This window comes from Acinetobacter larvae (assembly GCF_001704115.1).
GTDB classification, from domain to species: domain Bacteria; phylum Pseudomonadota; class Gammaproteobacteria; order Pseudomonadales; family Moraxellaceae; genus Acinetobacter; species Acinetobacter larvae.
This window is the reverse complement of record NZ_CP016895.1, coordinates 3,299,700-3,325,874: the sequence shown is the minus strand read 5'-3', so window position 1 is coordinate 3,325,874 and position 26,175 is coordinate 3,299,700. Positions and strand designations below refer to the sequence as shown.

The following is a 26,175-nucleotide window of genomic DNA, read 5'->3' as shown; positions in this document are numbered from 1 at the left end:
TCTTTTTTATTATCTTTTTGCGGAGCGTCGGTGAGCTATGCGCGGCAGTCTAAAATTGGACCATTTGATAAAGAAAATCGCATTACCGCATAAAATCAAAATGACGCCGACCACAGCATTTATATGCCATTGATAACCTTCCCAGCGTGTAGAAATAAGCAAAGCGACCAATGGAAATAACAAGGTACTATAAGCAGCCTTCGCTGCACCAATTCGACCAACTAAATAAAAATAAATGCTAAAGCCAATCACTGAGCCAAAAATAGCTAAATATACTAAAGCACTCACCGCACTGAAGTGCATGCTTGGAAAAAATATATCCTGTTTTAGTCCAGCAATACCGGCCATGATGATCGAACCGTATAGCATGCTGTATGCATTGGTGCTAAAAATATCGAGCCCTTGTTTTTGGTGGCGCGTACTGATCATATTACCCAAAGAAAAACCATAGGTTCCGAGCACACAAAGTGCGATGCCGATGAGGGTATGTTGATTTAAGCTACTCCCGATCAGATCATGCCAGAATAAGGCAATAATACCCAGCCCACCGAGCAAAGTCGCAGGATAAAAACATCTGGAGATTTGTTGTTTAAAGAAAATTTTGGCATTAAGTGTGTTGAAAATTACCGCCATAGAAAAAATAACAGCTTCCAAACCGCTGCTGATATATTGAACGGCATAGTAAAAACAAACAAAGTTAAATCCAAAAATACAGCAAGCTTGCAGCATACAAAATAGATGATCTTTTAACGCTAGTTTTTGCAGCTTTCGGCACAAAGCCATAAAGACAAAGAGGATGAAAGCTGAAATAAAGAAACGCCAAAATACTGCCACATGAACCGATATACCACTTTGCTGCTGCAGACTGATGGCAATCCATGTTGTTCCCCAGATTAAGACAACCAAAGCATATAGAAGCGCATTCATACTCTTTTTAACCGAACTCAAATGATCGGTACTATTTTGCGTGATTGATGGTATTTATTTCTTGCATTTCCTTGTGGTCATTATCATGGACTTGCGCTTTCTTGCTACTAACTTTCTTATATCAATGATAAAGTAGCCTGAAAGCGCTACATTAAATCTTCAATTGGGTACGACGTATAGAAGATGGCATATCAGATTCTAGAACAGTTGCAACAGTATAAAGCTCAACTGCTTGATTCGGTTGAGTTAGGTTCTGGTATGCAACTCGCCATGTGGCAAAATAATCAAGACCGCGTCAGTGTCTGCAGTGATCACCACACACTTAGTCTATATATTCAAGGGGGTTATCACAGTTATCAAAAGACTGCTCAAGGCTGGCATAACGGGGGTGGACCAGACCGGATGTGTTTGATGCCGCAAGATTTTGAGTCGACATGGGATCTACGTGATCCGCTTACTTTTGTACATCTGTATTACACTAAGCAACACCTGCAACGCATAGCTCAGCAGGTGTGGGATCGTGAGCCGAGTCAAATTATTTTAAATCCACAAATTTTTGTGGCAGATCCACAGATTGCCATTATCTATCGTCACTTTCTATTAAATACAGCTTGGCACTATCATGAAAATCACTTGCAAATGAGTACAGCTACTACGTTATTGCTCAATCATTTGATTCAAAATTATAGCGCTGTGCAGTGGCAAGCACCTGAGATCAAAGGTGGCTTGTCACCTTATGTGCTTAAACATTTATTAGAATGGATTGATCAGCATATTCAGCAAAGTTTAACTTTATCGGATTTGGCGCAACAAACACAGCTGAGTGAATATCATTTTGCGCATATGTTTAAACAATCTATGCAGATACCACCGCATCAATATGTGATGCAACGCCGTCTTGAATTGGCCCACCAAGCTTTACAACAGACTTCAGCTCATATCATTGATATTTCAGAACAATATGGCTTCAGTTCCAGTAGTCATTTTAGCAATCGCTTTAAAAAACAATTTGGGTATTCTCCGTCTCAAATAAGAAAAAGTGGAAAAAGTAGCCGTTGATATTATGGCAATCCGTTATCGCCGTCTGCAAATTGCAACTGATTTATTGCAATTGATTGGATTGGGGATGGCGCTTTGTGATTGCTCTGACCGACATATTGAAAAAAAACTGAGTGGTTATGGCGAGTGATGCTGTGACAGCTGTCTTGCATAAAACACAATAATACATTGCATATTTGGGAACGATCTGCGCTTTTTGAACTGCTATATTGAGCGATAGCTTTTGAATGATTTAATTCAACGCAATCATTGTGCAATATTGGAGGATGGCAAGATGGATTTAGGTCTAAAAGGAAAACGTGCGGTAGTAACAGGTGGCACGGCAGGTATTGGTGAGGCGATTGTTCGTACTTTGTTAGAGGAAGGCTGTTTCGTCGCATTTTGTTCACGTTCGCAGGACAATGTTGATCGATTATTAAAGCAATTAAACTGTTCAACAGATCAGGTTGTCGGCAAAGCATTGGATGTCACGCAATATGCAGCGCTTGAAGCATGGTTTGAAAGCTTGGGGCATTTTGATATTTTGGTTGCCAATGTCAGTGCAATATCGGCAGATTGGCAGCACTCAATTGCTTTGGATATGCAGTCAACTATTCATTGTGTTGAGACTGCGATTCCTTATTTAAAAGCTTCAAAATTTGGTGCGATTACTTATATTGGATCAAAAGCGAGTGGTTTTGCGACACCAGGTTTTGAAGCCTATGGCGCTGTAAAAGCAGCCATGACACATTATATGAAGTCGATGGCGAAAAAGTTGGTTACTGAAGGGATTCGCGTCAATGTTGTGGCACCAGGAGATACCTTTGTTGAAAATGGTTTTTGGGACAATATGAAGCATGCAGCGACTGAGGTTTATCAAGCCACATTAGATGCTAATCCGATGGGACGTTTTTGTACGCCGCAAGAAATTGCCAATGTTGTTGCTTTTATTTGTAGCCCACGCGCAAGCTTTGTGGCGGGTAGTCAAATTTTGGTAGATGGTGCGGCAACGGATTACGTTCGGATTTAGTGAGAAGATTAGGATGAATATGCTGTGATGCATGTGGATAGTATTCTATTGGCACCGATCATAAAGAGGATAGCCTGCTCTTTACTGCTGTGCAAATTTGGTATTTAACGACACATAGCGAGACTTTGAGCGGACATTTGTTTTTGATATAACTGGAAGTCTGCAATTAGCCCTTGCTGAACAGTTTTATCTTGTAAATAGTTTCTATAGCGTATTTTTTTTGATTTTTGCTGTGCTGCATCATCTAAAAAGATGGAAGCAAAAGCACGTTTTGTTGCGCGAATGATTTTTTTATGATGGAAGTAGATTATATCTTCATAGCCACCAAAACCAGATTCATTATTGAGACGTGCAACAATGACACAATGCTGTGCATCCAGTACATAGAGTTGGGCGTGTTTAGGTAAAACGGTATCATTTTCATAGACTGCTGCAATCACGAAATGTTGATGTGGCATGTAGTGCTGAGCAATTTCCTCACCTTGCATACTTAAAGGCGCTGCAGCAAATAGGTCGCAAGATAAAAACAAACAGGCGAGTAGGATGTTCTTTATCATAGTTTTATCTTCAAGATATTGATTTAAAATACTAATTTTTTATAGTTTTGTATGCCTAACTGAAGTAGTTGTGGTTTAAGATCACGCCAAGTTTTGGCATTGGGATGTAATTCAAAATGTGGATAATCAGGACCATTTTTACCTTGAAAACGACCACCCCACACGAGTCCGAGTTGCTCACCAATGGGACCGAGTGCCTGACTATCACGGACCGATTGTTGATCATTTTTAAGATAAGTGATTTCACCTTGTCGTACAGAAACTACATCAATGGCTAAGCCGTATTGATGATAGCTTTGCAGTGGACCGGCATTGGTGACGTTTTTGGCGAGAGCACCTTGAGCGGTTGGACTGCGATAGCCATCTGTAATGACCCAAGTAATACCTAATGTTTGAAAACCGGTATTGATTAATTGAATGACTTTGGCTTGATAACTTGGGTGTAATTCAGCAATACGTGCCAAGCTACGTTGATAGTGTTTTTCACCTCCGCAGGCTTGTGCTAATAGTGCAGATGTATTGACAGGTTTGGTCGCTTGCACTTGAACAACTGGTGTTTCAGTTTTATGTTTCGAGTTTTGTTGTTGTAATATTGGGGCATTATTTGAAATATGAGTGTCTTTTTTGTGGGGGATTTTAAGAATTTGATTGGGATAAATTAAGCTATGTGGTTCTAGGTTATTTAATATTTCTATTTCAGCCACTGTACTGTGTTGGGAAAGGGCAATACTTGATAAAGTATCTCCAGCCTTGACCACATAGGTGGAGCGTACATATTCTCCAATGGGCTGAATCTTGCGAATAAGCAGTGCTGCTTGCAGTAAAAGTTTTGAGCTACGGACAATATAACTGGCTTTTGCGCGAGATAAGGTAAGCGTGCATTGTGATTGATAATCACCAGTGATATTGCGAACTCGAATATCCACAACAGTGCCTAAGGGGCGTTGAATCCAAACGGATTCTCCCTGTGCGTTACTAAGGTGGTCTGAGATAAGGGTTTTTCCAACCCAAAGCTGATGTGCCAATCCTGCTATAGGCTGATCGAGTGCATCTAGAAATCGGATCATTGCCAAACTATTCGTCATGAGCGCGTCCTGATAAATGTGCAGAGCATACATAAGAAAGAGTCTGCTCTTGATCACCATCATCTATTGAAACAGTCCATGCTTGAGTCGGACCAACTAAAATATTGTACTGTTGAGCTTGTGCATGATGAATGCGTGCAGTACGTCCATGTTCATCTAACTGACCCGTACTGAAGCTTTGATTTTTTGTATTGATAAGTTTGTAATGTACCGTTGAGAAGGTGAGAGGGTAGAATAAGTGATAAAAATCCCATTTATTACTATAGGGTAGATCAAGCTGTTGATTTGGTAAGATGGGGAGTTCGGTGTTGATTTTAATTGCTTTCTGAAAAATATGTTGTGCGGCATGAGCGCGAATTATACGTGCTGTTTGTAGATGAACTCCCTGTTCATCAATAATGATTTGTGAACCTGCTACCATGCTGAGATCCTTAGCTTAGAATGGAAAAGCATGATCATAACCAGATTAGTCTTTGGCTAAGATTGTATTCTTACTTCAAGGCGTAGTGATTATTTAGAAATTTGCTGGATTCTGATCGATAGACTTGACTTCGTCGATGAAGAAATTTGTCATGTTCCACGTGGAATAATTATTGATCACTGATACAAGAGCGCAATATGATGATAAGCATTAAGCTTTTTGCAGAAAATAAACCTAATCTTTATTTATCATGTCTTCACTGCACTAGCTCGATCCAATACCCAAGTTGTGTCTTAAATTTATGGGGTGAGGGGAAAATTGGACTTGTGAATCTTTATGCAACAAACTCATTGGTAACTATCACTCACAGTGAAAGTCACACGTTAAATCTTATTCTGCAAATACTTGTTTATATAGTTAATGATGAATATCATATTTGATTTTTATATCATTATCTAGCAGTTTTATAATCTTATTTTTGATTTTTTTGCTTTTAATTTTTCTAAATATGTATGTGTAGAAGAAAATGGAATTTTCAAATATTGAATTAAGAATCTTTGTTAAAATTAATTCCTTAGTCTTGAAATATGAAAAAAATTCTTTTAGCTCTTTCGGGGAGAAGAAGACAATATAGCAAATGTAGTTTTGTAAAAAAAAATGAATGGCTTGATCATTTTCTTTGGCAATATCCTCCATTAATTTAAATATTTTTTCTTTGTCGTTGTAGTAGTCTTTTAAGAAAACACCTACATCGTTGAGATAAAGTTGTATTTTTTTATTTTTGAAGTCGATAGTGTTTATTTTGATTTTTGATTCAATAATATCTGCAATCATTAAAGAAATCTTTTTTGCTGTGAGCAATTGTTCTTTTGAAATATTTATTTTGTTCGAGTAGGATTTATAGTTTTTATAATAAAAGTCATAATAGTTTTCAATATATTTTCTTATAAAGATATCTTTATATTTTATTTTGCCTTTATTTATTTTAAAGGTTTTGTAGTCTTTACTATTCATTGGGTGTGAGTATAAAAATAATTTAAAAAAAAGTGTTTTTATTTTTTTTGATTCTAATTTTTCACAAGCATTTAATTGAAAGAAGAAATAGTTTTTCATAAAATTATTCATGGTTTTTTGGGGATCTATCGTTGTAATTGTATTCATGGTTAAAAAGATGTTATTTAATGACTCGCAATCAGAGTGTGTGATTTCTGTTTTTATAATAGACTTCCTTCATAAATTAAAAAATACACAGCTGTTTGATTACCAACTATACAGCTAAAAATCTAATTCTTAGCGATAATATCTCAATGAGATATAAAGACGTTAAAAAGTTACCTGATGATAAGTTTCGCAGACTTACAGGCATTAGTTGGTCCACATTTAATTTAATGATGGATGAATTAAGAGTTCAATTACCAGTCAATACTGGCAAGGGTCGCCCTCCAAAATTGCCCTTAGAAGACCGTCTTCTCTTGTGTTTAGAGTATTGGCGGGAATATAGAACGCTATTCCATGTCGGCATGAATTATGGTGTTTCAGAAACCAGTGCACTCCGAACCACCCGTAAGATTGAAGATATTCTGATTAAATCAGGGAAATTTAGTCTACCCAAACAAATGCCTGATCGAGAAGAAGCTAATTGGGATGTTGTTGTCGTTGACGCAACAGAGATTTTCGTGCAACGTCCAAAAAAAACAGAAAAAATGGTATAGCGGCAAAAAGAAACGTCACACGATTAAATTTCAAGTTTCAATGCACTATATGACCGGTAAAATACTGAGTGTTTGTTGCGATAAAGGTAGAGTTCATGATTTTAAGATATTTAATAAAAGTATTAAATATCTTAAATTTAAACCATTTTTTATAGTTGACAAGGGCTATTTAGGTATAGAAAAACTTGGATTTGGTTGCTTGGTTCCTTTTAAGGCTAAAAGAGGGTGTGCTCTAGATAAGCAGCTGAAAAAATTCAATAAAGAAATCAGCCGTAGACGAATTGGTATTGAGCATGTTTTTGGAAGAATGAAAATCTTTAAAATCTTATCCTGTGTGTACAGAAATCGGCGAAAAAGAATAAATTTAAGATTCAATTTATTAGCAGGTATATATAACCTTGAGTGGGCGGGAGATCAAAAAGATGGCTGTTTAAAAAATGATTAATGAAGGAAGTCTAATATTATTGGAGATGATTGTAGCATAGTTGATATCTAAATTAGAGTTCCATAAGATAAAAAGTTCATCACTATCAATAAAAAAAACCTCTAAGCAATCATCATCGCAAACAGCATACTCAATATATTTTGATAATGAACTATTTTTAAATAAATCAAATAACATAATTACCTCCTTTTCTTTTTAGTGAGTAATTCTACTATATTAAAGCTAATAATAGTGCTATTAAAGTCGTCTATTCTGTCTGCGTCAATACCGCAAGCTCCAGGCTCATTTGATTTTCGCATAATTTTTTTTGTTTTGTTAGACTCTTTTGCATCGATATCTAAAAGCTCTAAATTTTGAGTTAACATTTTATATCCATCTTCACTAATTTTAAATTGAAGTTGGTGAGTTGGTCCAGGATTTGTCGTTTTATTATAGTTGGATCCATCTATACTTACCCATTTTGCCCTTATTTCGTATATTTAATTTGAGATAAATATTAAAACGTCTAAAAATAGATTTTAACTTAGACCAGTGTTGATCATTTAACATTGTACGAGGCATGGTGAGTGTAAAAATAGGTTTGGTGATTTTATTTTACTATCTCGCTATTTTTTTTTGTAGAAAATGTCAATTGTCCCTAGTTGTTGATGTTTTTTATAACTTGTTTTGAGTTTGGATCAAGGTTTAGAAAAGTGATGTAATCTAACATACCTTGAATATTCCCGTGAAAATCATTATAGAATTTTTCTGCTTCAATTATATCAATCTCATCGTAATTCTTGCTTAAGTTGAAGCTGTTATTTAAAAATAATAATCCATAACTACTATCTAGGAAATTTAAGAAAAAAACATATTGATCCTGTACTTTTATAAAACATAAATCAGTATTATATCCTAGATTAAATAGTTCTGTATTCTCACTACTATTTGGATTGTACTGTACGATATCGAAAAAACATAGTTCTGTATTTAGATAAAATTTTTCGCTATAAATTTTATTCTTATTATAGTTTAGTAGATTTTTAGATCCCAAAGCACCTTTAAAATCAATCATTTTAGGGTGCCCTATTAAATTTAGTTCTCTTGCAATTAAATATATTTCTATGTTTTTGTTGGATATATTATTTAAATATTCAAGCAGAATTTTATTTAACTTTTCTTTGTTGTCAAGAGCTAGAAAGCCTTCATAACTCTTTAGCTTAGTCTCAATTGTTATAAAGTCAGGTACTTTTTTAAATTTGCATATTAACATCGGAAGTCATCTCCTGAATATTTGTTTGTTGAGCGAGGGGAACCGCTATCATATGTTATATGTGAACCTTTAGAGTCATGATAATGTTTTTTTCATAAGTCTTATAAGGAGTATTTTTACTTTCGGGAAAAACGTGCCCCTCAGGGTGAACTGTTAACTTATGAATCTCACTAGTTCCATTTATTTTTATTTGTTCAACGTACATTCTTCTACCAGAAGAATCTATTGAACCTTTGGGATCAAGTTTTAGGGTACTTGTATAACTTTTAGAGGTAGGAATACCTTGTCTTCTCATAGCCTCCCTTCTTGCTGCTCTTGACGTTTTTAAGTCAAGATATCCTTGTGTTGCTTTTCTTCTGGTAATGCCATCAACATTCCCAAGTTTAAATGCCAACCCCCAAGGATCGACCCATTCCACAGGATTGGGTGCATATTGAAAATGATTTTCGCCGCCGAGTAATCCAATCGGATCATGGCTGATAAATCGGCCAGCATCGGGGTCATAATAACGGAAACGATTATAATGTAAACCGGTTTCGATATCGTAGATCTGACCTTGGAAACGATGTGGCTGTAATAAAAAGGCTTGCTCATAAGCATTAAGCTGAATCGGATTGAGCTGTTGGGCGGTCGCTTGCCATTCCACGCTCACGGTATTGCCCCAGACCTGATCTTGCGCTGCAACGAAGTGCTACTTCGTTTTGCTCATCCCATGCAATATCACCTTGCTGATCCGTCAGCTCTCTAGGTGTACCCAAATGGTCATTTTGATACCAATATAGTTGATGGGTACTATGGCTGGGGGGCTCGTCATTGGCGGCAGTCGGGAGGCTGTTGACCCCACCAAGCTCACCGATATGGGCAATGGCTTGGGCTTGTAACTGTTGTAGCTTTTCAGTATCCGCTCTGCTCAGTGCTGGTGCATCATTGGCGGCTTGGGTCAGTGGATCATCCAACCAGACCAATCGTGCTAAGGGCACAAAGCTATCGACCTCATAGACCGTGGTAAAGACATGCTTGCCATTATGGTCTTGTAGAATGCGATTGCCATCCCAAACATTCCAGACAGCACGTTGTTCAATCAGTCGTGTTTGCTCATGTGCGATTAAAATGTTTTTTTTGTATTTTCTTAATTGTCTTTTTTAATTTTTTTATGTTGCAAATATAGGTATACAATTTTGTTGAATCAATATTACTTTTAAATTTTATAATTTTTTGAGAATTTTCATCGATGATTAATTTTATAATATAATTTTCCTCTAAATTTTTTGCAGAGTAAATAGGGTTGGCATCAAAAAAAGGAGTTCCATCCATAAAATGTGTTTGATAATAAGGTGTAATCCATTTTTTATCATCAATGCTTTCTAAAAAGTAATCGTAAACATACTTCTCAAGTTTTATATACTCATCATAGTCTTTTAGATAATTTTTAAACATTACTTAACTTACTCTTTAACTCCTGTATCATCTGTTTTGCTTGGTCTCTAGTCAAAGGTGTATCTTGATTCCATGCTACAGATTGTTCGAGTTTCAAGCCTTAAGCTTGTATTCTTCCTCGATTTTCAACCAACCCCCACGGATCGACTCAATACACTGGATTAGGTGCATATTGAAAATGGTTTTCGCCACCGATTAAAACAATCGGATCATGGCTAATAAATCTGCCAGCATCGGGGTCATAATAACGGAAATGATTATAATGTAAACCGGTTTTTATTAATTTAGATTAAAATACCATTCCAAGAAGTTATTAAATGATGACCAAGACTGTATTTTTTTTATTCCAGATTCAGAATAACCAATTAATTCTACACATTGTGTTGTTTTATTATAAAAATAAGCAGCCTCACCCTCAAACTCACTAAGTATGTAGTAATCGTCAGATAGGGATAAATTCTTATTCATTATTTTTCTAATTTCTAAATAATCTCCATTGTCATACATCCAACAAATTTGCCACAATTCAAAGTCTTTAGAATGGAAACCGCCTGCATATTCTTCTGCACAAGCGTAGAATTTTCCAAAATCTGAATTTATATTAATCCCGATTTTCTCTAAAATTATTTCATAATCATTTGGTTCTATTTCATCAAACCAGCTATTATTTAATTTTAAGTATGCTATTACTTTTTGACTTAACATTCTTAATCCTTCTTTATTAAACTAACAAAAACCTAAAGATTTTCTATGTTGGATTTCTTCAGCAGTTTGCTGCGTCTCTCTAAGGTGTGCAATAGAGTCTCCTTCACGATCTATCATATGAACCAATTTTTTCTCCAAGTTCATTGATTCAATATGATCAATTTGCTGCATTAATGCATTGAGGTGATTCTCCTTTTCAGCATAATCTTGAAACGTTGAATAACGTCCTGTGCTATCACATAAAGTTTGTGCTAAGGGTGCGATAGGTAATCCCTGATCAGCATCAATTAATAAACTACTTTGTAATTCATATCCCGTGTCATAAGCATGAGTGCGTTGTCGTTTATTTATTTTATTAGAATGTTGAACATATTGAAGTTGAGACCAATCATGAGCAACAAGGGCATAATTATTCTTTGAATCAATCAGTTGTTGCGATGCTAGGAGTTGAAGAGGTTGATTGTGTTGTTGAAAAGAAATTCGTTCGTTATTTAAAAATCGCCAGATTGCTTAGGTTGTTGCAAAATTGGTTTTTTGGGCAGAGGCAATATCTTTGATACTCGGAGCAAGATTAGCAATTGGATTCATATTGAGTCGGACTAACTCTGCATAACGTTTGGTTAAACGAGAGTCTAAGTTGGAAATGTTAAATTGGAGAGCATGCTCTCCAATTTAACCGAATTAATAATATTTGTGTAGATACATACCTATGTCCTTTAGGTCGGGGAGGATGTCAATAGAAGTGAAATCGCTATGTTATGCAAAGGAAATGACGCCTACACCAGTATTATGCGCGGTATTGCCTCGCCATATGAGTGCTTGTTTTGGCGTGAGAATCCCTTTGATTGGGAAAACTCAGCGTTAGCATACGATTATTTTGAGCAATGCTGCCAATCAATTGGGCTATCGTTTTAGAATATTGCATATTATATCGATCAATATTTGGTATAAATTATACTAAAAAGAATTTTTGAATAGCGCCTATCATAGAGCATAAATTGCGCTGAGGCTATGCTGATTTAAAATAAAATGATCTATTGACACGTTTAATTTTAATATGTGGGTATATTATTTTAGGCATATCATTTTAATTGTGGTAAATGCTTATTGAAAAGCAAACTGCCCGCGCAGTGGCGAGCAGTTGGTATGGCGGTGTCATTTTTGCATCTGATCTGCTGGTGCTCACAGAGCTGCTTTAGATCTACCGCCAAGCTTATTGTGCAGTCGAAGCTGCTGCGCGTGCGCGCGCTTGGTGAAGTTTCTTATAACTTTCAATCAGGCGTAAATGACGATCTAAACCTTCCAATTGCATATTGGTGGTGCTAAGACCATAGAAACGCACGCTACCATTGACTGAGCCCAGCACGGCATCCATACGTTCATCTTTAAACATGCGACGGAAATTGGCTTCAAAATCTTCTAGTTCGAGTTCATCGTCCAAGATCACTTCCAACACCACATTCATACACTGATAAAACAGTCCGCGTTCCACGGTATTGGTGTTGTATTGCAAGAAGGCTTCGACCAGATCTTTGGCTGCTTCAAATTGCTGTAAGGCAACATAGATCAACAGTTTGAGTTCTAAAATGGTCAATTGCCCCCACACGGTATTGTCATCAAACTCGATCCCGATCAGGGTTTTAATCTCGGTATATTCATCCAGTTCACTTTCTTCTAAGCGTTCGACCAATGCCGCTAATGCCTCATCGTCTAAACGATGTAGATTGAGAATGTCAGAACGGAATGCCAAAGCACGGTTGGTATTGTCCCAAATTAAATCTTCAACTAAATAAATCTCAGAATAATCCGGTACTAAAATACGGCATGCTGTTGCACCAAGATGCTGGTACACCGCCATATAGGCTTTTTTGTCGAGGGTTTTGAGGATGTTAAACAATACTTCAGCTTGTTCGGCATTGCTGGCTTGCGCTTGTTGGCTAAAGTCCCATTCGACAAAGTCATAGTCTGCTTTGGCACTGAAGAAACGCCATGACACCACACCACTGGAGTCGATAAAGTGTTCCACATAGTTATTGGGTTCTGTGACGGCATTTTGGCTAAAGCTGGGTTGGGGCAAGTCATTTAGCCCTTCAAAACTACGCCCTTGTAATAGTTCGGTCAGGCTACGTTCTAAGGCAACCTCAAAACTTGGGTGAGCACCAAAAGAGGCAAATACACCACCAGTACGCGGGTTCATCAAGGTGACACACATCACCGGGAATTGCCCACCGAGTGAAGCATCTTTAACTAAAACAGGAAAGCCTTGTTCTTCTAAGCCTTGAATGCCCGCGACGATACTTGGGTACTTGGCGAGTACTTCTGTCGGCACATCAGGCAGTGCAATTTCACCTTGAATAATATCGCGTTTTACCGCACGTTCAAAAATCTCTGACAGACACTGTACTTGCGCCTCCGCCAAGCTATTGCCGGCACTCATACCATTACTTAAAAATAAATTTTCAATCAGGTTTGATGGAAAATAAACCGTTGCACCATCAGACTGACGGACATAAGGCAGTGAACAGATACCTCGTGCAATGTTGCCCGAGTTGGTGTCATACAGATGCGAACCACGCAGTTCATCTTCTGGATTATAAATAGCCAGACAATAGTCATCTAAGATTTCAACAGGGAGTTCATCGTTGGGTCCGGGTTGGAACCATTTTTCTTCTGGATAATGGACAAAAGCCGCATTGGCAATGTCTTCACCCCAAAACTGATCATTATAGAAGAAGTTACAGTTTAAACGTTCAATAAACTCGCCTAATGCCGATGCCAATGCACTTTCTTTGCTTGAGCCTTTGCCGTTGGTAAAGCACATTGGCGATTGAGCATCACGAATATGCAATGACCAGACATTGGGTACGATATTACGCCAAGAGGAGATTTCAATTTTCATCCCAAGATCGGCTAAGATTCCCGACATATTGGCAATGGTTTGTTGTAGTGGTAAGTCTTTACCCTTTATGCAGGTTGCACCGTGTAAGTCATTGCTGGGGATGAGCAGCGCTTGGGCATCGGCATCGAGGTTGTCGACTTCTTCAATCACGAACTCAGGACCAGTTTGTACTACTTTTTTGACGGTACAGCGTTCGATGGCACGTAAGATCCCTTGACGGTCTTTGGCTGAGATATCCGATGGCAGTTCGACTTGGATTTTAAAAATTTGCTTATAGCGGTTTTCAGGATCAACGATATTATTTTGTGAGAGTCGAATATTTTCGGTGGGGATATCGCGCGCTACACAATAGACTTTGACAAAGTACGCAGCACACATGGCCGAAGAGGCGAGAAAATAGTCGAAAGGTCCAGGTGCTGAGCCATCACCTTTATAGCGTATTGGTTGATCGGCGACCACGGTGAAGTCATCAAACTTGGCCTCAAGCCGAAGGTTGTCGAGAAAATTGACTTTGATTTCCATACTGGTACCTAATTGTTCTGCGCTGTCATACTGGACTGCCCAGGACTTCATGTTAAAAAATAGAAAGATTATCCGAGAATTGGCTTCAAAAATGAAGCGCTAAGGCTTCGCCGATCATTGCGTGTATTGAACAGTCTGAACGATATCAATAGTCATTATTGCTAGAGCACTATGCTGGCGCTCGGCTGTGTCGTCGTTGCGGTTCAGCCTGATGAATAAATACGGTATAGCTATCGGCAGGGTGGCAGAGATCTGCATGATGTAAAGCATGCGCGATATTACCACGATGATAGGTCGCATGATTGCTCAAATGAAAGAATATTTCTGTGATCTACGGTCTGATCTACTATCTGGTGCTCTATGGTATGATGGTCAGGATCTGTTGATCTGACCAGACATGGTATTGAAATTGAATGCTGGGCATCACATCTGAGGATTAAAAAATCGGTAGGTTAATGCCAATCACCGGACCGTGTTGTTTGATATCCCAATGGAAATTGCCTGAACGATAATCTTGTTCAAAATAACGATAGCCTGCGCGTAGATTGACATCACGTTTGAATACCGGAATTCGATACCCCACATAACCTTGTGCAGAAATGGTATTTTCAGTGCCTACACTAAATTCGCCTGCGAGGTTCCAAGGTGAGTCAAAATTGTATCTAAAGCGACTTCCCCAAAAAAATTCATCCCAAGATTTAGACACATCCGTTTGATACTGCATGACCGCCAAGGTCGCATCGGCCTTGGTATGGTGCATGCCAATAGTTGGTTCAATCACCAGCTTGGCACGATTTTTTTGCGTGCTTTCAGGAGAGCGATAAGCCTGATAATACACCCCATAACTGCTTTGATTTAACTCAGTACCCAACGCCACAGGAACCTGCATGACGTGTTGTTGTTGACTGGTTTTGACGATTTGTCGGTCGACATAAACACCCCATTGTCCTTTGCTGATATCAAGATGCGCCATAAAGGAGTCATCGAGATTTTTGAGGGTTTCTTTAAAGGGTTGATCGACATCATATTGCAAATTGCCTTGCCCAATCTGACCACTGACATCTGCGGCAAATAGATAAAGATTTAAATTGACTTTCGTTGCGCCTTGAAAGGTTTCGCTAAAGGCATTGGCCCATAGCAGTGGGCTAAAGCATAGGGCGATGGGAAATAGCGCAAAGCGTTTAATATTCACAAGTTCTCCGCATATTTTTATCTTGAAATTGCGTTATTTTTAACATGATCGCTAGATTGACACCATGTTTTTATCTCTTTTTATGCAGGACTAAGCAGAAATAATGTCAAATTTTCAGATCAATACCCGGGAAAATCAGCAAAGTCGCATTGCACCAGCAGCATATTTTTTGCCACTATAGGGACCCACGCCGTGCATCAAATCATGACAAACCACGCTAGACCAATAAAAACAATAAGACCAATACGCTAAGCAGCACCAAACAAAAAGCACTAAGCAAGAAACACTCAGCAAGCAGAATCAAGCAAGCAGAATCAAGCAAGAAAGACCAAACAAGAAGCACTAGACAGGAAGAACTAAACAAGCAGCACTAAGTAAAAACAACAAGGCAATACAAAACAAGAGAGCGCAAGTCCTGTTCCAATATAAGCCTGATCAAATTTGGATATTGCTTAAAGAGTCACAAGAACAGCAACAACTGCGCGATAGGAGAAAAACCACCGATGTCTTATTTTGCACCACTTCGCATTGATCAAGCCGCGACAGCGTTACAGCAGCGCTTAACTACAGCACAACAACAAAATGGCTTCCATTCCAATTTACTCGGGGTGTTGGCTTATTCTGCACAGGCATTGCAGAGCTATCAATTTCTGGGAGAGATTAATGCTCAAAGTAGCCTCAACGTAGCACAGCGTGAGGTGGTCCAACTGGTTGCAGCAACCCATAATGGTTGCCGTTTTTGTGTGGCAGGGCATAGTGCCTTGGCCAAACATAAAGCCAAAATGACAGCGCAAAGCATTCAAGCCCTACGCCTTAGACAGAGCTTGGCAGACCCAGCGCTCAATGCTTTGGCTGATTTTGCCGGTTTAGTGTTACAGCATAAAGGTGCTGTGGCAACGGCTCAGATTGAGGCGTTTTTTGCAGCGGGTTATAGCCAACAACAAGCCTTGGATGTGTTGCTGGGGCTGAGTTTAGCGACCTTATGTAATTATGCTAATAACCTGGCACGTACACCATTAAACAGCCAATTAAGCGCTTATCAATGGGAGCCTGCCGATGCTTGATGCCACATTACAACAATGGTTAGTCCAGCAGGCTGATGCACTGCATGCCGGACAGCCGGAACCGAGTCATGCATTGCTCAAACATCTGGCCGCTGCCGATTGTTTTCGTCATGGTGTCCCCACGGCATGGGGTGGTTTGGGTGACCCCTTCACGGCGGCAATCGAGACCATTGCCGACTTAGCAGAATATTCATTTACCGCAGCTTTTGTTTGTTGGAGCCAACGGACGTATATAGAGTATATTTTGCATACTGAGGCTGTGCATCTGAGAGAAACCTTGGCTGATCTCTTGACAGCTAAACTTGCTGGGGCAACAGCATTGTCCAATGCCATGAAGTTTCTTTCTGGGCTTGAGCCCTTACAGATTCATGCTGTTGCCCATGCCGAGGGCTGGGCATTAACAGGCAAATTGCCATGGGTCAGTAATTTTCATCCAGATGGTTTTTCAGTTGCGGTCGCTGCCGATAGTGCAGATGGTGCGCAGTTATTTATCGTCGAGTCAACACTGGCTGGCTTTACACGCCATGCTGACCTAGATTTGATTGGTCTACGCGGAAGTGCTACGGCTGCTGCAAGCTTAAAGCAGGTACAGGTCGATAGCAGAGCACGTTTGAGTGATGATGCCGTGACCTATTTACAGCACATACGCCCAGCATTTTTAGCCTTGCAATGTGGGCTAGCCATAGGTTTAACACGCCGATGTCTGCAACAGGTACAAGCCAATAAACATGCGCCGTATTTGTTGGCGCAAGCCGAGCAATTGTCGGTCAGGCTGTCGGATTTAACCCACAAACTATATCAGGGGCTGCTACAGAAGATTTTTATCTTTGAGCATGCTCAGCTATTTCAACTACGCATTGCCTTAAGTGCATTGTCGCAGCAAGCCATACAACTTGAATTGTCCAGCGCCGGTGGTAAAGCTTATCTGCATGCTTACGATGACGGTTTTGCGCGACGTTTCATCGAAGCGGCGTTTATTCCGATTGTGACGCCCAGTATTGTACAGCTACAGAGTGCATTGCTGAAAACAAGATCAAGCGAGATGCAGCAATGATCTCTCGTATGGATCACAGCATCAACATTGGCTCGAACCTATAACATACTGATTGATATTCGATTGAGAGGCGAACTCGCAAAGAATTAGTGACGAATTAGAACAGAATTAGCGATGAACTCGCAAAGAATTAGAAAAGATTTAAAGACGAATTAGAAAAGAGTTAGAGAAAAATGATGGCTAAAATAATATTAAATGTTAAAGACTTAACAATTTACCATCGCAATAAAATATCACGCGAAGCAAGCAAGCAGCGTGTCATCTTAAACAAACTTAATTTTTCCGTCAGCACCGGGCAAATTGTGAGCATATTGGGTCCAAGTGGTGTGGGGAAATCGACGTTATTGTCTGCCTTGGCGGGTTTACATCAAGCCATGACTGGACAGATTGACATTTTAGGGCAGGCAGTGGCGCAGCAAAAATCGCAATTGGCGATCATGTTTCAAGATGCCATCTTGCTGTCGTGGCTCGATGTGGCAGAGAACGTTGCGTTTGGATTGCGCTTTAAGCAGCAACAAGCACTCGACGCCACACAGATCAAGCAACGGGTACAACAGGCCTTAAACTGTGTCAAATTACAACACGACCATGCTGCCAAACCCGACACCTTGTCGGGGGGAATGGCGCAGCGGGTGGCGTTGGCGCGGGCACTGGCAAAAATGCCGAAATTACTGTTACTCGATGAACCCTTTAGTGCATTAGATCAGTTGAATCGTCACCATTTGCAGACCTTGTTACAACAACTGGTCGCACAGCAGCAGATTGCAGCCGCGGTATTGGTAACTCATGACTTAGATGAGGCTTTGGCAATCTCAGATCGTATTTTATTTCTATCTGGGCAACCAGCACAGATCAGTGCACAATGGCAACTTGATCGACAACTTAAACCGGTTCCCAGTCAACGCCAATCTGAACGGATTAAAAAAGAAATTTTACAACAATTACAACAATATATAACTTAGGTCTAGGATATGTGTGTGCTCAATGAGGATTATTCACGCCGTGAGTTTTTAAAGCTGATGGCACTTTTAGGCGGTGGGGCTCTATTGCCCAAGACAGCATGGTCGGCGTCAGCAGCGGAGCAAAAAACCGTGCGAATAGGCTATTTACCGATTACCGATGCCACTCCCTTATTGGTGGCATATCAAAATAAAATTTTCCAGCGTCAGGGTTTGAGGGTTGATCGTCCAATATTGTTTCGTAGTTGGGCGCAATTGATTGAAGCGTTTATTGCTGGTGAGCTAAATGTCATTCACCTACTCTCTCCTATGGCGGTCTGGGCAAGATTTAACAGTGCTGTTGCCGCAAAAGTTGTTGCGTGGAATCATGTGGCTGGATCAGCTTTGACGGTTGCTCCGCAGATTGAGCAATTGAGGGATTTAGGCGGCAAACGCGTTGCGATTCCATTTTGGTATTCGATCCATAATGTGGTGTTGCAAGAAATGCTGCATCATGCGGGGTTACATATTGTGACGCAAGTGCAAGCACCATTGGCGAAGCATGAAGTCGGCTTAGTGGTGCTACCACCGTCAGATATGCCGCCTGCATTATTGAGTGGTCAAATCGCGGGTTATTTGGTGGCTGAGCCCTTTAATGCCATCGCTGAGCATTTAAAAATCGGTAAGATTCTGCGTTTTACAGGCGATGTCTGGAAACAACATGCCTGTTGTGTGGTTTATATGCATGAGCAAGATTTACAACAGCATCCACAATGGTCACAGCAGGTTGTTAGCAGTATCGTCGAGGCGCAGTTATGGTGTCGTAATCATCGTGCAGAGACCGCACAGTTATTGGCACGTCAGCATAAACCTCGCTTAACGCCACATATTTTGCCTGTATTACAGCAGGTGCTAGATCCCTCAGCACAACAACAACGCGATTATCAACAGCATGGCGCGATTCAACATGCGACATGGCACAGTCAGCGAATCGATTTTCAGCCTTATCCCTATCAAAGTTATACCATTGAACTGATTAAACGGATGCGCTATACCCAAGTCGAAGGCAATAAAGCTTTTTTAAAGCGCTTAGATCCACGCTGGGCAGCACAACAACTGGTCGATGAGCGCTTTGTAAAACATGCCATTTTACAATTGGGGGGAATGCAAGCTTTTGGTTTGGATGAAAGTTTTACTCGACAAGAGGTATTCGCATTATGAAACAGCAGACCTTATCATCGAGTGCATATCATGCCTTTGGGACCTTGGGCTTATTGTCGGTTTTATTGTTGTGGCAAATAGCAAGTTATTGGATCGCTGAGGGATTTTTTCAACAGTTTGCACTGGCTACGACCTTGTCTAAGTTAGTAGCACTATTACAAGATGTTGAAATCTATCATCATATTGCTGCCAGTATGCAACGCATCGCTTGGGCACTGAGTTTTGCCTTGGTGCTGGGTATTCCTGTGGGGGTGTTGCTGGGTCAATCACAAATTGCCGATGCATTGAGTTCACAAGTCTTTCAATTACTCCGGATGATTTCGCCATTGTCTTGGATGCCAATTGCCGTCATGGTGCTCGGCGTTGGTGATCAAGCGATTTATTTTCTGTTGGCGTTTGCTGCTATTTGGCCGATTATTTTAAATACTGCCAGCGCGGTACGTCAGGTCGATCCCAATTTATTGAAACTGGCGCATAGTTTAGATGCCACACGTGGAGAAATTTTAAGGCATATTGTCTGGCCAAGTATTATGGGGCAAATCTTGGTTGGGCTACGCTTGGCATTGGGCATCGTGTGGATTGTCTTGGTTCCCAGCGAAATGCTTGGCGTGAGTTCAGGCTTGGGGTATTTTATTTTGGATGCCCGTGACCGTTTGGACTATAGCGAATTATTGTCGATTATTTTAATTATTGGTTTGATTGGCTATACACTGGACCGAATCTTGGTTGCGGTGCAACGACACTGAGACAGGTTGGTCAGTTAGAAATTGTGGATAACTTGCAAGTTATACCCAATAGAAGCTATACCCAATAGAAGCTATACCTAGTAGAAGTTCTAGCCAGTAGAAGTTCTAGCCAGTAGAAGTTTTAGCCAATAGAAGCTCTACCGAATTGCAGTTCTAGCGAACTCATGTGCTACTTAATTGTTTTGTCCAATATCGATGATCCCATCGAGTTGTGCATGGATGTTGATGTGATATGGCGATGCTTTAGAACAAACAAAATAGCCCGCATGGTGCAGGCTATATCTAAAGCGGCAGGCTAGTTTATTTATTTGGAATAATAACAATGCCATCCATTTCAACCAAGGCACCTTTGGGTAGGCTCGCAACACCCAGTGCTGCACGCGCTGGATAGGGTTGCGCGAAGTATTCACCCATAATTTGGTTGACCAATTGGAAGTGACCAAGATCAGTCATAAAGATATTGAGTTTGGCGAAGTCAGCCAAACTACCGCCAGCCTCTTCAACGACCGCTTTGACATTGTCAAATACGCGACGGATTTGCGCTTCAATTCCATCTACCAATTCCATGCTATATGGATCTAAACCGATTTGGCCTGAAAGATAAAGTGTGTTGCCAGCTAAAATAGCCTGTGAATAGGTCCCAATCGCTGCTGGGGCATTTTCAGTATGGATGACTTGACGGGTCATGATATTCTCCTGATTAAAGTTATAGACCACTCTAGCACAAGCAATTGATCTGTATGAACTTGTTTTGATTATTCCCTAACCAACCTTGTTGAGTTGGCTATGGGTTGCAGGCATTCCCAAACGGGTAATACGTGGAAAACCAAAGTGCATGCGCAGTTCACGAATAATTTTGGCAATTTGATTGCGGTCATTGACCACGATATTGACATAAGTCTTGTCATCTTGGGTATAAACAGACTCTACCCCAGTTTTGGCTTTGCGGCACTGATAAATCAGGTCAGAAATTTGTTCATCATCCAGCAGCATGTCGATACAGAGAAAAGCATTAAAGCTGACGTCATCGACATCTTCACTTGCCCAATGCAGGGGCATAATGTTTTCGGGATGTAGATGTTGTTCATGCAAAATATTGTGGCAACGATTGCGATGTACAATCAAACCACGCCGTGATAAATGCCCTTGGATTGGGTCGCCAATCACAGGGTTACAGCAATGGGCATATTTTACGTCTACGCCATCGGTACCTAAAATCAGTCGGCTCGAATGAGATTCTTGCCCATGATCTTGAGAGAAAAGATGGTTGGCGACCAATTGCGGTAATAAATCACCGACCGCAATTTGTTGAAAGAGTACGTCTTTATCACTGATATGCCGCCACTCTAACAGATCTTTCCATTCGTATTCTGAAAGGTCATTAATGCTGACATTAAACAGTTTTAGCGCACGGTTCAGTGCTTGTTCACCAACTAAAATCTGCTCTTCAATGTCTTGTTCACGTAAAATATTTTGTAGTGCGCGGCGGGCTTTTTGGGTATTGATGAAGCTGAGCCAGTCAGGATTTGGTGTTGCCAGAACGTCCGTAATAATTTCAATTACTTGACCACTGAGTAGTGGGGTTGAAAGCGGTTTGATTTCACCATTAATTTTGGCGCCCACAGCATGGTTACCGAGGAATAAACTTGCTGAGTACGCAAAGTCGACCACCGTTGCTCCTTGGGGGAGTTCATGCAACTGACCATGCGGGGTATAAACCCAAATTTTTTCCTGATGTAAATAATCGAGTAAATCACTAAATGTGGTTTTAGCACAATTACTGTCGACCAAGACGTTGAGATTTTGCATCGATGCCTGGATGACGGAGCGACAGGCTTGCGGTGCATTCTCGCCTAAGACCACACCAAAGCGCGCTGCTTTACGCATTAACTCAGTTTGGATGGTTAGCGATAACGCCGTTTTTTCACCTTTGAGTTTGAGTTTGAGCGATTGATTGCCGCCAGGTAAGGGGCGACGAATATGATCTTCATAATGCAGTACTTGGAAAGTTTCACGCAGTGCATCGACTAAACGGTCACAGTCCGCGATGTTCTGTAAAATAATTTCAAAAGCGTGACTATGGGTGAGTTCTTGGAGGTTGATTTCATTTTTAAAGAAATGGCGCAGTAATTCGATATTGTTATTTTTCTTTTTGATGCGACCTTCGAGATGATAGTTGTCTAAAATACCGGCTAGATTTTTTTCCCAAATGGCTTGGTATTTGCAGCGTTCAGGCTTGGTGTGTTGTAGGGCATTTTGAATATTGGTGAACATATCTAAATCAAGATTTTGATAACAGAGATGTTCTAAGTTGTCGGCCATTTCATTCATGCCCACCAAGCGTGCCATCGGCACAAAAATATCATAGGTTTCTTGGGCAATACGGGCGCGTTTATCTGGACGTAATGACTCTAAGGTGGTCATGTTGTGATAACGATCGGCCAATTTAATAATGATGACGCGGGGGTCTTGTAGGGTTGCTTGTAAAATTTTTCGGAAGGATGCGGCTTTATTATATTCTTTATCACTGGAATGGCTGAGTTTGGTCACGCCATCGACCAGTTCGGCAACGGTCTTACTAAATTGGGTGGTGATGTCATCTTTGGTGAAGTCGGTGTCTTCAATCACATCATGCAATAAGGCCGCCATTAATGTTTCGGCATCCAAACGCATGTGTGCCAAAATACAGCTCACAGAAATAGGGTGAATAATATAGGGCTCACCACTTTTACGGGTGACGCCAGTATGTGCAATATCAGCATAATCGCAGGCTGCAAGCACTCGCTCAACGTCGCTTTGGTTTAAATACGCGTCGATAATAAGCTGAAGTTGCTGCTTGGCACGTCTGACATCATCGCCTGGCATAGAGTCTACCTATTGGAATTAACGGGAGGATATACTTTTCTATATTTGTATAATAAAAAGCATATCGCGTAAATTACTAATTTGCTTGGTACAAGAATATTTTTTTATCAAATAAAAAGAATCTTGTCTAACCATAAACTAAAATGCATAAACAAAAAAGCCTAGTGCAATACTAGGCTTTCGGCAAGCTATTTTTAGCTTATTGGAATGAAAAACCATCCAAGTTCAGACTATTTGCAGAAAGTGCAAGGTCTAAACTTGAACTTTGGTAGTCTTGATCACGTTGTTTTAAAATGTCTTTGGTCACATGACCAGCTGCAATTTCACGTAGCGCAACAACAGTCGGTTTATCATTGTCCCATTCTAAAGTTGGTTCAATGCCTTGACGTGCCAATTGACGCGCACGTTTGCTTGCGACCAGTACCAATTCAAAACGGTTGTCTACGTGGTTTAAACAATCTTCAACGGTTACGCGTGCCATACAGTTCTCGTGTGCTTGCAAAAAATATTCAGACTGCGCAGTATAAAATGCTTTCTCTGTAGACTCAAGCGTCTGGGCTTTGCGGGGTGATTAATTTTTGAATTAATTCTTGATGACGTTTTGCCTGTTGTCCTTGCGTTAAACGATTGGCATTGATCACCGATTCAAGATCATGCAAGGCTTTGTTGAAGTCGTCATTTAAAATAATATAGTCAAAGTTGCTGTATTGACGCATGTCTTCTACCGCACAGCTGAGGCGATGTTCAATTACTTCAACCGAGTCGGTGCCACGGTTAGACAGGCGTTGACGTAAATCGAATTGGCTGGGTGGCAAAATAAAAATTTGACGTGACTCAGGGAATAATTTACGTACTTGCTCGGCACCTTGCCAATCAATTTCTAATAAGACGTCATGTCCTTTGGCAAGCTGGTCACGCACTGTGGCAAAGGCCGTGCCGTAGTAATTGCCGAATACTTCAGCATATTCGATAAAATTACCTTGCGCTACTTGTGCAATAAAGTCTTCTTTACCCGTAAAATGGTAATGCACACCGTCTAGTTCACCTGGGCGTTGTGGACGCGTGGTGTGTGAAACTGAAACGTGCAAGTTGCTAACACGCTCAAGTAGGGCTTTGACCAAAGATGTTTTGCCTGTTCCTGATGCAGCAGAAACGACAAACAAGAGACCCGACATGATATTTTTCCTGATATGATAAAATATCTTCTCTATTTTAGAGTAGACGCGTTTCAAACAAAATAGCAAAGCGCAGTTTGTTGGTGTTTTTCTCAAAGAAAATTTTATCTGCAATGTAGATTGAGGATGTTATGGAAATTGTATTGGCAAATCCACGTGGTTTTTGTGCAGGCGTAGATCGAGCCATCGCGATCGTCAATCGTGCATTGGAGAGTTTTAACCCACCGATCTATGTCCGCCATGAGGTGGTACACAATAAATTTGTGGTGGATGACTTACGTCAGCGTGGCGCTATTTTTGTAGATGAACTCGATGAAGTACCAGATGACAATATTGTGATTTTTAGTGCACACGGGGTATCTAAAGAGGTACAACGCGAGGCTGAACGTCGCGGTTTAAAAGTTTTTGATGCGACCTGCCCATTGGTAACCAAAGTACATATCGAAGTGACCAAGTACGCGCGTGAAGGCATTGAGGCAATTTTGATTGGTCACGCCGGTCATCCAGAAGTGGAAGGCACCATGGGACAATATGACCTAAGCAATGGTGGTGCGATTTACTTGGTTGAAGATGAACAAGATGTTGCTGCTTTGCAGGTGACTAATCCTGCGCGAGTTGCCTTTGTGACACAAACTACCTTATCAATTGATGATACCGCCAAAGTCATTGATGCACTACGAGCGAAATTCCCACAGATTCAAGGTCCACGTAAAGACGATATTTGCTATGCCACACAGAACCGTCAGGATGCTGTGCGGGCTTTGGCACAACAATGTGACGTGGTCTTGGTGGTGGGTTCACCCAATTCATCTAACTCAAATCGCTTACGTGAATTGGCTGAGCGTATGGGTAAAACAGCCTTCTTGGTTGATAATGCAGACGAATTACAACAACAGTGGTTTGAACACGTCAGCAAAATTGGGGTCACTGCAGGTGCATCCGCACCAGAAATTTTGATTCGCCAAGTCTTGGAACGTCTACAAAGTTGGGGTGCTACTGCTCCGCAAGAGTTACAAGGTCGTGAGGAAAATATTACCTTTAGTCTGCCCAAAGAATTGCGTATCCAGATCACGCAAGCCTAGCGCTAAGCAGATGTCGATAGATCCATGACGGTGCGCAAAAAGCTAGGCAACGCCGTCGCACCGCTCACGTGTAACTGAAACCAGCAACAGAAGTAGCAACAGAAGTTTTGCTGGTTTTTTTGTGAATGTAATTTTATTACATAGGGCTTGATTGTTATATTGCCGAAAGTCCTGCTTATTTGATAGAACGCTAATTTAAATCGAAGATTGAGGTTGTTGTGTGAAAAGTTTGGCAATTTGGGTCAGCATCTTGTTGTCATTGCTCATGTTTCAAAGTGTTTGGAACATGGCGGCAGCGTTTTGCGTGCACCAAAGTGCTGGGCAAAGTCAGCGTCATCAACCGCATTTTGGTCATCATAGCAGTTATAACTGCCAGCATACTGCATCATGGCAGCAGCAGGACCAACAGCTGCAACGCATGCTCACAACAGACAAGACAACCGATAAGGTCGTAGATTCGGCAACGACAGACCCAACAACACATTCAACAACAAACTCGATCACAATAGATGTTGATGGGGCTGATTTGCAGTCAAAAATTCAGTTTTTATTTGATGATCATCAGGATCATGCCCCTTCATTTGCCCACTATGTGGTGGTGGCTCAACAAGATATCGACTTACAGCGCTTAGAATTACCGTCTTATCCACAACAATTTTACTGGGAAAATTTATACCAGTCCCCCGCCTTAAAGCGTCCAGTTCCACCGCCAACCGTGCTGCATCAGCTATAGGCGGAATAGCTCCTCATCCATCGTCATAGTCCGTCACTTTATATCGAATCAAATTATATCGAATCAAAGTGAGGC

General features: G+C 40.6%; 31 protein-coding genes and 2 pseudogenes. 12 read left to right on the top strand and 21 right to left on the bottom strand.

Features of this window, described 5'->3' with window-relative positions; all coding sequences use genetic code 11:
• Positions 1 to 9: 9 nt before the first annotated feature.
• Positions 10 to 927: a DMT family transporter gene (locus BFG52_RS14770; protein WP_067557915.1), complete on the bottom strand. Its 918-nt coding sequence runs from the start codon at positions 925 to 927 to the stop codon at positions 10 to 12.
• 183 nt (positions 928 to 1,110) lie between these two features.
• Here BFG52_RS14770 and BFG52_RS14765 point away from each other — a divergent pair, with 183 nt between their 5' ends.
• The 3 genes from BFG52_RS14765 to BFG52_RS14760 all read left to right on the top strand — a co-directional run bounded on the left by BFG52_RS14765 (position 1,111) and on the right by BFG52_RS14760 (position 2,995).
• Entirely contained in the window at positions 1,111 to 1,986 is an 876-nt protein-coding gene (locus BFG52_RS14765; RefSeq protein ID WP_067557912.1) for a helix-turn-helix transcriptional regulator, read from the top strand.
• A complete protein-coding gene (locus tag BFG52_RS17130) occupies positions 1,967 to 2,116 on the top strand; it encodes a hypothetical protein (protein WP_157758122.1) in 150 nt (49 codons plus the stop codon). Before BFG52_RS14765 ends, BFG52_RS17130 begins: the two co-directional genes overlap by 20 nt.
• Positions 2,117 to 2,260: 144 nt before the next feature.
• Positions 2,261 to 2,995, top strand: a complete 735-nt coding sequence (locus BFG52_RS14760) for an SDR family NAD(P)-dependent oxidoreductase (protein ID WP_067557909.1) — start codon at positions 2,261 to 2,263, stop codon at positions 2,993 to 2,995.
• Positions 2,996 to 3,099: 104 nt separating this feature from the next.
• Here BFG52_RS14760 and BFG52_RS17345 read toward each other — a convergent pair whose 3' ends face one another.
• The 4 genes from BFG52_RS17345 to BFG52_RS14740 all read right to left on the bottom strand — a co-directional run bounded on the left by BFG52_RS17345 (position 3,100) and on the right by BFG52_RS14740 (position 6,219).
• Positions 3,100 to 3,552: a hypothetical protein gene (locus BFG52_RS17345; protein ID WP_067557906.1), complete on the bottom strand. Its 453-nt coding sequence runs from the start codon at positions 3,550 to 3,552 to the stop codon at positions 3,100 to 3,102.
• A 23-nt stretch (positions 3,553 to 3,575) separates the two neighbouring features.
• Complete coding sequence (locus tag BFG52_RS14750; protein WP_067557903.1) at positions 3,576 to 4,637, bottom strand: LysM peptidoglycan-binding domain-containing protein; 1,062 nt, start codon at positions 4,635 to 4,637, stop codon at positions 3,576 to 3,578.
• On the bottom strand, positions 4,627 to 5,058 hold the full coding sequence (locus BFG52_RS14745) for a hypothetical protein (RefSeq protein WP_067557900.1): 432 nt from the start codon (positions 5,056 to 5,058) through the stop codon (positions 4,627 to 4,629). Before BFG52_RS14745 ends, BFG52_RS14750 begins: the two co-directional genes overlap by 11 nt.
• Positions 5,059 to 5,475: 417 nt before the next feature.
• Positions 5,476 to 6,219, bottom strand: a complete 744-nt coding sequence (locus tag BFG52_RS14740; protein ID WP_067557897.1) for a hypothetical protein — start codon at positions 6,217 to 6,219, stop codon at positions 5,476 to 5,478.
• A 146-nt stretch (positions 6,220 to 6,365) separates the two neighbouring features.
• Here BFG52_RS14740 and BFG52_RS14735 point away from each other — a divergent pair, with 146 nt between their 5' ends.
• Together BFG52_RS14735 and BFG52_RS14730 are read left to right on the top strand one after the other, a co-directional pair.
• A complete protein-coding gene (locus tag BFG52_RS14735) occupies positions 6,366 to 6,770 on the top strand; it encodes a transposase family protein (protein ID WP_067552566.1) in 405 nt (134 codons plus the stop codon).
• On the top strand, positions 6,703 to 7,215 hold the full coding sequence (locus tag BFG52_RS14730; RefSeq protein ID WP_067552569.1) for a transposase family protein: 513 nt from the start codon (positions 6,703 to 6,705) through the stop codon (positions 7,213 to 7,215). Before BFG52_RS14735 ends, BFG52_RS14730 begins: the two co-directional genes overlap by 68 nt.
• Here BFG52_RS14730 and BFG52_RS14725 read toward each other — a convergent pair.
• From BFG52_RS14725 to BFG52_RS14675, 12 genes and pseudogenes are all read right to left on the bottom strand, one after another.
• Positions 7,201 to 7,392: a hypothetical protein gene (locus BFG52_RS14725; protein WP_067557894.1), complete on the bottom strand. Its 192-nt coding sequence runs from the start codon at positions 7,390 to 7,392 to the stop codon at positions 7,201 to 7,203. The two genes, BFG52_RS14730 and BFG52_RS14725, sit on opposite strands and share 15 nt — an antisense overlap.
• A gap of 2 nt (positions 7,393 to 7,394) precedes the next feature.
• Positions 7,395 to 7,580: a hypothetical protein gene (locus tag BFG52_RS14720; RefSeq protein ID WP_067557891.1), complete on the bottom strand. Its 186-nt coding sequence runs from the start codon at positions 7,578 to 7,580 to the stop codon at positions 7,395 to 7,397.
• Positions 7,581 to 7,683: 103 nt separating this feature from the next.
• A pseudogene (locus tag BFG52_RS17125) lies at positions 7,684 to 7,776 on the bottom strand (IS5/IS1182 family transposase); the annotation flags it as partial.
• Positions 7,777 to 7,852: 76 nt separating this feature from the next.
• Complete coding sequence (locus BFG52_RS14715) at positions 7,853 to 8,467, bottom strand: hypothetical protein (RefSeq protein WP_067557888.1); 615 nt, start codon at positions 8,465 to 8,467, stop codon at positions 7,853 to 7,855.
• A gap of 390 nt (positions 8,468 to 8,857) precedes the next feature.
• A pseudogene (locus BFG52_RS17520) lies at positions 8,858 to 9,032 on the bottom strand (RHS repeat-associated core domain-containing protein); the annotation flags it as partial.
• 34 nt (positions 9,033 to 9,066) lie between these two features.
• Positions 9,067 to 9,447, bottom strand: coding sequence for an RHS domain-containing protein (locus BFG52_RS17450; protein ID WP_067557883.1), 381 nt, complete (start codon positions 9,445 to 9,447; stop codon positions 9,067 to 9,069).
• Positions 9,448 to 9,562: 115 nt separating this feature from the next.
• Positions 9,563 to 9,904, bottom strand: coding sequence for a hypothetical protein (locus BFG52_RS14700; RefSeq protein WP_067557880.1), 342 nt, complete (start codon positions 9,902 to 9,904; stop codon positions 9,563 to 9,565).
• 148 nt (positions 9,905 to 10,052) lie between these two features.
• The gene (locus BFG52_RS17390; protein WP_267284039.1) at positions 10,053 to 10,124 is read right to left on the bottom strand and encodes a hypothetical protein; all 72 of its coding nucleotides are present in this window, start codon (positions 10,122 to 10,124) and stop codon (positions 10,053 to 10,055) included.
• A 59-nt stretch (positions 10,125 to 10,183) separates the two neighbouring features.
• A complete protein-coding gene (locus BFG52_RS14695; RefSeq protein WP_067557877.1) occupies positions 10,184 to 10,609 on the bottom strand; it encodes a hypothetical protein in 426 nt (141 codons plus the stop codon).
• A 1,213-nt stretch (positions 10,610 to 11,822) separates the two neighbouring features.
• Entirely contained in the window at positions 11,823 to 14,030 is a 2,208-nt protein-coding gene (locus BFG52_RS14685; RefSeq protein WP_067559620.1) for an OsmC domain/YcaO domain-containing protein, read from the bottom strand.
• Positions 14,031 to 14,199: 169 nt separating this feature from the next.
• The gene (locus tag BFG52_RS17010; RefSeq protein ID WP_228703769.1) at positions 14,200 to 14,340 is read right to left on the bottom strand and encodes a DinB family protein; all 141 of its coding nucleotides are present in this window, start codon (positions 14,338 to 14,340) and stop codon (positions 14,200 to 14,202) included.
• A gap of 126 nt (positions 14,341 to 14,466) precedes the next feature.
• Positions 14,467 to 15,222 (bottom strand): hypothetical protein, encoded by a 756-nt coding sequence (locus tag BFG52_RS14675; protein ID WP_081408719.1) that lies wholly within the window; start codon positions 15,220 to 15,222, stop codon positions 14,467 to 14,469.
• A gap of 503 nt (positions 15,223 to 15,725) precedes the next feature.
• Here BFG52_RS14675 and BFG52_RS14670 point away from each other — a divergent pair.
• From BFG52_RS14670 to BFG52_RS14650, 5 genes are all read left to right on the top strand, one after another.
• Complete coding sequence (locus BFG52_RS14670) at positions 15,726 to 16,286, top strand: carboxymuconolactone decarboxylase family protein (RefSeq protein WP_067557872.1); 561 nt, start codon at positions 15,726 to 15,728, stop codon at positions 16,284 to 16,286.
• Entirely contained in the window at positions 16,279 to 17,340 is a 1,062-nt protein-coding gene (locus BFG52_RS14665; protein ID WP_067557869.1) for an acyl-CoA dehydrogenase family protein, read from the top strand. Before BFG52_RS14670 ends, BFG52_RS14665 begins: the two co-directional genes overlap by 8 nt.
• A gap of 176 nt (positions 17,341 to 17,516) precedes the next feature.
• Complete coding sequence (locus BFG52_RS14660) at positions 17,517 to 18,302, top strand: ABC transporter ATP-binding protein (RefSeq protein WP_067559614.1); 786 nt, start codon at positions 17,517 to 17,519, stop codon at positions 18,300 to 18,302.
• Between the two features lie 15 nt (positions 18,303 to 18,317).
• Entirely contained in the window at positions 18,318 to 19,499 is a 1,182-nt protein-coding gene (locus tag BFG52_RS14655; protein WP_228703767.1) for an ABC transporter substrate-binding protein, read from the top strand.
• Positions 19,496 to 20,245, top strand: coding sequence for an ABC transporter permease (locus tag BFG52_RS14650; protein WP_067557862.1), 750 nt, complete (start codon positions 19,496 to 19,498; stop codon positions 20,243 to 20,245). The genes BFG52_RS14655 and BFG52_RS14650 overlap by 4 nt, the downstream gene beginning before the upstream one ends.
• A gap of 300 nt (positions 20,246 to 20,545) precedes the next feature.
• Here BFG52_RS14650 and BFG52_RS14645 read toward each other — a convergent pair whose 3' ends face one another.
• From BFG52_RS14645 to gmk, 4 genes are all read right to left on the bottom strand, one after another.
• A complete protein-coding gene (locus BFG52_RS14645; protein ID WP_067557859.1) occupies positions 20,546 to 20,932 on the bottom strand; it encodes a RidA family protein in 387 nt (128 codons plus the stop codon).
• Between the two features lie 75 nt (positions 20,933 to 21,007).
• Positions 21,008 to 23,110, bottom strand: coding sequence for a RelA/SpoT family protein (locus BFG52_RS14640; RefSeq protein ID WP_067557856.1), 2,103 nt, complete (start codon positions 23,108 to 23,110; stop codon positions 21,008 to 21,010).
• Between the two features lie 199 nt (positions 23,111 to 23,309).
• Positions 23,310 to 23,591, bottom strand: coding sequence for a DNA-directed RNA polymerase subunit omega (gene rpoZ, locus BFG52_RS14635; RefSeq protein ID WP_067557853.1), 282 nt, complete (start codon positions 23,589 to 23,591; stop codon positions 23,310 to 23,312).
• A gap of 64 nt (positions 23,592 to 23,655) precedes the next feature.
• Positions 23,656 to 24,285 carry a guanylate kinase gene (gene gmk, locus BFG52_RS14630; RefSeq protein ID WP_067557849.1) on the bottom strand — a complete coding sequence of 210 codons (630 nt, stop codon included), beginning with the start codon at positions 24,283 to 24,285 and terminating at the stop codon, positions 23,656 to 23,658.
• A 131-nt stretch (positions 24,286 to 24,416) separates the two neighbouring features.
• Between gmk and ispH the strand changes: the two genes are divergently transcribed.
• Together ispH and BFG52_RS14620 are read left to right on the top strand one after the other, a co-directional pair.
• Positions 24,417 to 25,367: a 4-hydroxy-3-methylbut-2-enyl diphosphate reductase gene (gene ispH, locus BFG52_RS14625; protein WP_067557846.1), complete on the top strand. Its 951-nt coding sequence runs from the start codon at positions 24,417 to 24,419 to the stop codon at positions 25,365 to 25,367.
• 220 nt (positions 25,368 to 25,587) lie between these two features.
• Positions 25,588 to 26,100 carry a hypothetical protein gene (locus BFG52_RS14620; RefSeq protein ID WP_067557843.1) on the top strand — a complete coding sequence of 171 codons (513 nt, stop codon included), beginning with the start codon at positions 25,588 to 25,590 and terminating at the stop codon, positions 26,098 to 26,100.
• Positions 26,101 to 26,175: the final 75 nt, after the last annotated feature.